The sequence below is a fragment of the Microbacterium hydrothermale genome, from assembly GCF_004854025.1.
In the GTDB taxonomy this organism is placed as follows: Bacteria; Actinomycetota; Actinomycetes; order Actinomycetales; family Microbacteriaceae; genus Microbacterium; species Microbacterium hydrothermale.
Genome location: NZ_STGM01000012.1, coordinates 44,125 through 51,694 on the forward strand (window position 1 = coordinate 44,125; position 7,570 = coordinate 51,694).

A 7,570-nucleotide genomic window follows, 5' to 3' on the forward strand; every position below is an offset into this window, starting at 1 on the left:
ATGTTCCGCTACACCAAGCTCACGGGACTGCGCGAGTTCCTGTTCTGGATCGCCGCGCTCGTCTTCCTGCTGCCGTTCTACTTCCTGGTCACGACCTCGCTGAAGTCGGACCGCGAGGTCATCACCTCGTCGACGCTGGCACCGCCGACGGCGCCCGACTTCGGCAACTTCCTCAAGGTGCTCACCGCCACCGGCAACTCGAACGTCGTGATGGGGCTCGTCAACAGCATCATCATCACGGCCGGCAGCATCGTGCTGCTGGTGCTCCTGGGCTCGCTCACCGGCTACGTGATCGCCCGCAGCACGCGCCGGTGGAGCCGCGTCGTCTACTACCTGTTCCTCGTGGCGATCGTGCTCCCCACGCAGCTCGGCACCGTGCCGCTGTACATCGGGGCGCGCGCGCTCGGACTCACCGGCTCGGCCTGGGGCATGATCATCCTCTACACCGGGATGCTCCTGCCGCTCGCGATCTTCCTCTACGCGGGGTTCTTCCGCGGGCTCGGCACCGAGTACGAGGAGGCGGCGACCATCGACGGCGCCAGCCGCACGCAGATCTTCTTCCGCATCGTGCTCCCGCTGATGTCGCCCGCGACCGGGACCGTGGCGATCCTCGCCGGCCTCATCGTGTGGAACGACTTCTTCACGTCGCTGATCTTCCTCGGCGGCTCTGCGAACCAAACCCTCCCGGTCGCCATGTACTACTACATCGGCTCTCTGGTCTCGGCCTGGAACCAGATCTTCGCGATCGTCATCGTCTCGATGATCCCGATCCTCGCCTTCTACCTCTTCGCCCAGAAGCGCTTCATCCAGGGCTTCGCCGGCGGTTTGAAGGGCTGACCCCACTTCTCACGGGCTGAGCCTGCCCAGATGGATGCCGCGGAGCGTGGCATCCGTCGATCGTCGCGCCCCGCAGCCGAAAGGACACACCCCATGTACCGACTCGCCCCCAACATCGAACTCCTCTTCACCGAGGCCGGCGACTACCACGACCGCGTGCGCGCGGCGGCGGCGGCCGGGTTCGACGCCGTCGAGATGTGGGGTCCCACCGGGGTGGACGCCCCGGCGACGCCCAAGGACCTGCCGGCGCTGAAGGCCGCGCTCGAGGAGACCGGCGTGCAGCTCACCGCGCAGCTCAGCGAGCCCCGCACGCAGTTCATGATCCCGCCGTGGGATCACTCCGAGTTCTTCCGCAAGCTCGACGAGGGCGTCGCGATCGCGCAGGACCTCGGCTGCCCCCGCATCGTGGTGGGAAGCGGCACGGGCTTCGGCGGGTGGAAGCGCCAGGTGCAGCTCGACAAGCTGATCGAGATCTACCGCACGGCGATCGCCCAGATCGAGGGATCGGGCGTCGGTCTCGTGCTCGAGCCGGTCAACGTGCGCGTCGACCACCCCGGTTCGCTGCTGGACCGCACCGCGGAGGGGGTCTACGTCGCCCGCGGCGTCGACTCGCCGCACTTCGGGGTGCTGTACGACATCTACCACTCGGCGGTCGAGGGCGAGGACATGGAGACCGAGCTCGCGAACGCGGGCGACCTGATCCACTACGTGCAGCTCGCCGACGCTCCCGGTCGGGGGGAGCCCGGAACGGGCTCGCTCGACTGGGCCGAGCGCTTCCGTCTGCTCCGCGACAGCGGCTACGACGGGCCCGTGGGCCTGGAGTACTACCCCACCACCGCGTCGGAGGCCTCGGTCGCCCACGTCGTCGAGATCGCGCGCGCGGCATGAGCGCCCGGGAGTATCCGGCCTCGGTCGACGTCGTCATCGTCGGCAGCGGGCCCACGGGTTCGGCGTACGCGCGGATCCTCTCGGAGCGGGTGCCCGGGGCGAGCATCGCGATGTTCGAGGTGGGGCCGACGGTGTCGAACCCGCCCGGCGCGCACGTGAAGAACATCTCCGACACCGCCGCACGCGCTCGCGCGCAGGTGGCGTCGGAGGGCCCGGGGGAGCGCGGCGAGAAGGTCGCCAGCCCCGGGGCCGCCCGTGCCGGGGTGCGGGGGGCGCGCCCCGGCACCTTCCTCCTCGACGAGGGCTACGCCTTCGAGGGCGAGGACGGCATGCCCGTCGCGGCGATGTCGAGCAATGTCGGCGGCATGGCGGCGCACTGGACGGGTGCGTGCCCGCGACCTAACGACAGCGAGCGCATCGGCTTCCTCGACGACCTCGACGAGCTCCTCGACGAGGGCGACCGCCTGCTGGGGGTGACGCGGGACGCGTTCGACTCGGCGCCCTTCGGCGAGATCGTGCGCGAGCGCCTGTCGGCCGCCGTGGACGCGGGTCGCGTCGACGCCACGAAGGTGCAGCGGATGCCGCTCGCCGTGCACCGCCGCGACGACGGGCGGCTCGTATGGTCGGGCTCGGACATCGTCCTCGGCGACGTCACGCGCGAGAACCCCGGCTTCGCGCTGTTCGACGAGTCGCTCGTCGTGCGCGTGGTCGTCGAGGGTGGTCGCGCGGCCGGCGTCGTGGTCCGTGATCTGCGCTCCGGCGAGGAGCACCGCGTCGCGGCCCGCTTCGTCGTCGTCGCGGCCGACGCGCTGCGCACGCCGCAGCTGCTGTGGGCGTCGGGGGTGCGGCCCGAGGCCCTCGGGCGGTACCTGAACGATCAGGCGCAGGTCGTCTTCGCCTCACGCCTGCGCGACATGCCGCCGCTCGCCGAGGACGCCCCGACGACGGGTCTCGCGGAGTACAGCGGAGTGAGCTGGGTGCCCTTCACCGACGACATGCCCTTCCACGGGCAGATCATGCAGCTCGACGCGTCGCCCATCGCCCTGGCCGAGGACGACCCCGTCGTGCCGGGCTCGATCGTCGGGCTCGGCCTGTTCTGCGCCAAAGACCTGCGCGCCGACGACCGCGTGGTCTTCGACGACGAGCACGTCGACGGATACGGGATGCCGGCCCCTCGCATCCACTACCGCCTCACGGAGCACGACCACGAGGTCGTGGAGCGCGCGCGGCGGGAGATCGTGCGCCTGGCGGAGGCGATCGGCGACCCGGTCGGTGATCGACCGTTCACCCTGCCGCTCGGTTCGTCTCTGCACTATCAGGGCTCGACGCGGATGGGCACGACGGACGACGGCACGAGCGTGTGCGACGTCGACAGCGAGGTGTGGGGCGTTCCGGATCTGTTCGTCGCCGGCAACGGCGTCATCCCGACCGCGACGGCCTGCAACCCCACGGTGACCTCGGTCGCCCTGGCGGTGCGCGGGGCGCGCAAGATCGCGTCGGTGCTGTCGCAGGAGCGGGCCGTGGCCGTCTCGGCATCCGCCTGATCCTTGCTTATGCAGGAATCAGACATTAGAGTGTAGGAATCAAGACAAAGAGGTCTGCGGCTCCAGCCGCGTCGACGAGGAGGTCATCGTGATCCCGGATCGCATCATCGAGCAGGGCACGCTCACCGCCGCGGGTGGTCGGGCGTCGGTGGAGGTGCGCCTGCCCTGGTACCGGGCGCTGCCGGCATCCTGCATCTCGGGCGCGAAGCTGGCCGTCGACGGGGTCGAGGCGCCGGCCGCCTCGCTGCGGTGGCAGATGAACGGCAAGGAGTTCACCTTCGCCGAGATGAAGACCAACACCGCGCAGTGGTGGTTCCCCACCGACTCGGCCGTGCTCTCGGGAGACCTGGCGATCGATGCCGGGGAGCACGAGGTGCGCGTCGACCTCGAGCTCTACATCCCGTACATCATCATGTCCGACGAGAACTCCGCCGACACCGTGCTGCACATCGAGGAGCACGACACCAAGACGATGACCGCACGCCAGGTCGAGGAGGCCCGCGCATGACCGAGCCCGCCGCGAAGGGAACGCCCATCCAGGGCGTCACGCTCTACAGCTTCACCCGCGCGTTCCACGGGCGCGAGTACGACCTCGACCAGCTGATCCGCAAGACGGCTGCCGAGGGCTTCGGCCCGGGCCTGGAGATCATCGGGTTCTCGAGCTTCCGCGGCTTCCCCGAGATCGACGACCACTTCGCGGGTCGCTTCTCCGACCTCGTCGACGAGGTCGGTCTGGTGCGCACCTCGCTCGCCGTCAACGCCGACATCGGTCTGCGCCCCGACAGGCTCATGAACCAGGACGAACTCCTCGCCTACATGCGCACGCAGATCGCGGCGGCGGCGAAGCTCGGCTTTCCGATCGCCCGCGTGCAGATCTCCCTCACGCCCGACTCGATGGAGGCGCTCGCCCCCATCGCCGAGGAGTACGGCGTCACCCTCGCCCTCGAGGTGCACGCCGACCAGTACGCCTCGCACCCCCGCATCCTGGCCCTGCGCGACCGGTACGAGAAGGTCGGCTCGCCCTTCCTCGGCTTCACGATGGACTGGGGAGCCACCGTCACCGGCTTCGCGCCCTCGCTCGTCGAGGCGTACCGCCGTCGCGGTGCGTCGGAGGAGCTGCTCGCCGCGGTCGTCCAGCTTTGGGACGACTTCTACGAACAGGGTCCGCCCGCCGACCAGGCCGATCACGGCCAGCGCTTCGGTCGCTTCATCGGTCTCGCGCACCAGCACGGTCGCCCCGACCTCGGCATCGACTTCGGCATCAACGGCACCGGTCTGTTCGGTCCCGCGCGCGTCGACGACTGGCTCGAGATCATGCCGTGGGTGAAGCACGTGCACGGCAAGTTCTTCGGCATCGACGAGAACGGGGACGAGCCGTCGGTGCCGGTCGCCGACCTCATCACGCTGCTCGTGGACAACGGCTACAGCGGCGCCGTGTCGAGCGAGTACGAGGGCTGGCACTGGAACCACTGGCAGAGCCCCTTCGAGATCGTCCGCGGCGAGCAGGTCATCCAGCGCGCCGCCGCCGAGGCCGCCGGTTCCCGGATGATCACGGATGCCGCCGAGGCGCGCCGCGCCCTCGACGCCCACCTCGCGCACGCCGTGCGCGCCTGAAAGGACCCGCTTCATGAGCGACGGCATCGCCGGAACCGGCATCCGCCTCGGTACCACCCTCTACTCGATGACGAGCGAGTTCGCCGCGGGGCTCTACACCCCCGAGACGCTGATCCGCGAGGTGCACGACCAGGGCATCGGCCCGGGCGTCGAGTTCAACTTCGCGCAGCTCCTGCGCTCGTACCCCGACGTCGACGCGGAGTTCACGAAGCTCTGGTTCGACTCGCTCGAGAGGTACGGCCTCGAGGCGAGCGCCGTCGGCACCAACCTCGACATGGGGCGCCGCAAAGACCGCGACATGACCCCCGACGAGGAGCACGACTTCTTCGCCCGTCAGCTGAAGTCGGCGCACACCCTCGGCTTCACGACCGTCGTCATCCGCTCGGCCGGCAAGGAGCTGCTGCGTCGCCTGCTGCCCCTCGCCGAGAAGTACGACCAGCGACTCGCGTACGAGATCCACGCGCCCTCGGGACCGAACGATGCGAAGGTGCTCGAGATCCGGGAGGTCTACGACGAACTCGGCAGCGACCGTCTCGGCTTCACGGCTGATTTCTCGTCGACCATGCACTCCCTCTCGCCGACGCTGCTGCGCACCCTCGGCCAGATGGGGATGGATGAGAAGCACTTCCCGATCATGGACGAGATCTGGCACGAGCCCACGCCCATGCACGTGCGCAATCAGAAGTTCGAGGACTACCTCGCGGGCGAGGGCGTCGATCCCCTGCGCTTCGGGCCCTTCACGCGCCTGGCCTTCAACATGCACGGTCTCGTGCCGCCGGAGGAGTGGCTCGACATCATGCCGCAGATCTTCCACGTGCACGCGAAGTTCTACGACATCGGCGCCGACGGCGAAGAACCGGCCATGGACATCCCGCGCACCGTGAAGCAGTTCGTCGTCGGCGGGTACGAGGGCTACCTCTCCAGCGAGTGGGAGGGCCACGCCTTCAGCGACCTGGGCGAGAGCGACCCGATCGACCTCGTCAAGAAGCAGCACGCGCTCATGCGCACAGCCATCGAAGACACCGTCGCGGCGCGCCAGCCCGCGTGATCCACCACCACACCGAAGGAATGACCATGTCGAACACCACCACCGAGGCATCCGTCTCCGACCTCATCGCCGAGGTCACCCGCCTGCGGGAGCAGGTCGAGGCCGCCCACGCCCTCGCGCAGCGCGCCGAGGACCGCGGTCAGGTCGAGAACCTCTTCAACCGCTACATGTACCTGCACAATGCGTTCGAAGACGAGCAGATCATCCCGCTGTGGGTGAAGGAGGGCACCGAGGGGATCCGCGCGCGCTACACCAACGCCGGTCAGTACACGACCTGGCAGAGCGTCACCGACTACCACCGCGGGCGCCCTCACCCCGAGGGCAAGCTCATCCTGCACGCCACGAACACCCCGGTGATCGAGGTCGCCGGGGACGGCAAGACCGCCACGGGCGTGTGGATGATGGCGGGCACCGAGTCGGGTCTGACCGACCCGAAGGTCGCCGAGGAGTTCCCCGACATGTACTCGCCCGAGGAGGTGCTGGGCAAGAAGGTCTGGGCGCACTGGGTGTGGTGCAAGTACGCGATCGACTTCCTCAAGCAGGACGGCGAGTGGAAGTTCTGGAAGTTCCGCTGCTACGAGCTCGCCCGCGCTCCCTTCGAGGAGAACTGGGTCGCGTTCGGCCTGAAGAACCAGGGCGCGTTCGACCTCGACCTCATGTACTTCGGCGACGACGGCAAGCCCGTCTTCATGCCGAAGGCCGACGAGCCGGTCCCCTCCACGAACCACCCGTACAGCCCCGAGACCACGCAGAAGCTCGAGCCCGCGCCGCCGGTCGCGCACCAGACCTTCTCCGACAACTACGCCTGAGAGACAGCCCCCATGGCCACCCACAACTCGCTCTTCGCCGAGAAGGACGTCCGTCGCACCGACGACGGCCTCGCCGTCTCGGTGCAGTTGCCCTGGTACCGCAGCCTCTGGCTGTCGGCCGTCGATGACGTCGCCGCGACGGTGAACGGCGTCGCCGTGCCGAGGGACGACCTGCGCTTCTCTCTCGAGGGCCGCGAGTACCGCGTCGAGGAGCTGCCCGAGCAGTCCGAGACGCTGTGGTTCGTCGCCGACCGCCCCGACGTGCTGATCCACCTCGACACCCCGCCCGCGGCGGGCGAGGCGGTGACCGTCGAGGTCGTGCTGACGATGCGCCTGCTCTACATGCAGATCATGCCGGGAGTCGACGGCGGGCCCGGGCGGTACGTCACGAACCGGGTTCCGGTCGAGCGGGAGCTGGTGCTGTCATGACCCTTCGACGGGCTCAGGGTCCCGCGCTGCGCGTGGCGATGATCGGCTACGGGTTCATGGGGGCCGCGCACTCGGTGGGGTGGCGCCAGGCGCCGCGGATGTTCGATCTGCCGCGTGCGGTCGAGATGACCGTGGTGGTGGGGCGCAACGCGGATGCCGTGGCATCCGCCGCCGAGAAGTGGGGGTGGGCCGAGTCGGCCACCGACTGGCGCGAGGTCATTGCGCGTGACGACATCGACATCGTCGACATCGTCACTCCCGGCGACTCGCACGCCGAGATCGCGATCGCGGCCCTCGAGGCGGGAAAGCACGTGCTGTGCGAGAAGCCGTTGGCCAACACGGTGGCCGAGGCCGAGGCGATGGCCGAGGCGGCCGAGCGGGCTCGGGCCCGCGGCATCCGG

At 69.2% G+C, this 7,570-nt stretch carries 9 protein-coding genes; all 9 read left to right on the forward strand.

From position 1 onward, the window contains the following. Complete coding sequence (locus tag FB047_RS16425; protein WP_136588282.1) at positions 1-837, forward strand: carbohydrate ABC transporter permease; 837 nt, start codon at positions 1-3, stop codon at positions 835-837. 93 nt (positions 838-930) lie between these two features. Beyond that, positions 931-1,725 carry a TIM barrel protein gene (locus tag FB047_RS16430; protein WP_136588283.1) on the forward strand — a complete coding sequence of 265 codons (795 nt, stop codon included), beginning with the start codon at positions 931-933 and terminating at the stop codon, positions 1,723-1,725. Beyond that, positions 1,722-3,269 (forward strand): GMC oxidoreductase, encoded by a 1,548-nt coding sequence (locus FB047_RS16435; protein WP_136588284.1) that lies wholly within the window; start codon positions 1,722-1,724, stop codon positions 3,267-3,269. The genes FB047_RS16430 and FB047_RS16435 overlap by 4 nt, the downstream gene beginning before the upstream one ends. Positions 3,270-3,357: 88 nt before the next feature. After that, on the forward strand, positions 3,358-3,777 hold the full coding sequence (locus FB047_RS16440) for a C-glycoside deglycosidase beta subunit domain-containing protein (RefSeq protein ID WP_136588285.1): 420 nt from the start codon (positions 3,358-3,360) through the stop codon (positions 3,775-3,777). Further along, positions 3,774-4,883, forward strand: a complete 1,110-nt coding sequence (locus tag FB047_RS16445) for a sugar phosphate isomerase/epimerase family protein (protein WP_136588286.1) — start codon at positions 3,774-3,776, stop codon at positions 4,881-4,883. Before FB047_RS16440 ends, FB047_RS16445 begins: the two co-directional genes overlap by 4 nt. Positions 4,884-4,896: 13 nt before the next feature. Next, complete coding sequence (locus FB047_RS16450; protein WP_136588287.1) at positions 4,897-5,931, forward strand: sugar phosphate isomerase/epimerase family protein; 1,035 nt, start codon at positions 4,897-4,899, stop codon at positions 5,929-5,931. Positions 5,932-5,957: 26 nt separating this feature from the next. Beyond that, positions 5,958-6,740, forward strand: a complete 783-nt coding sequence (locus FB047_RS16455; RefSeq protein WP_103208568.1) for a nuclear transport factor 2 family protein — start codon at positions 5,958-5,960, stop codon at positions 6,738-6,740. 12 nt (positions 6,741-6,752) lie between these two features. After that, entirely contained in the window at positions 6,753-7,169 is a 417-nt protein-coding gene (locus FB047_RS16460) for a C-glycoside deglycosidase beta subunit domain-containing protein (protein ID WP_136588288.1), read from the forward strand. After that, positions 7,166-7,570, forward strand: a 405-nt coding sequence (locus tag FB047_RS16465) for a Gfo/Idh/MocA family protein (protein WP_420812664.1), incomplete at its 3' end; no start/stop codon positions are given. The genes FB047_RS16460 and FB047_RS16465, both read left to right, overlap by 4 nt.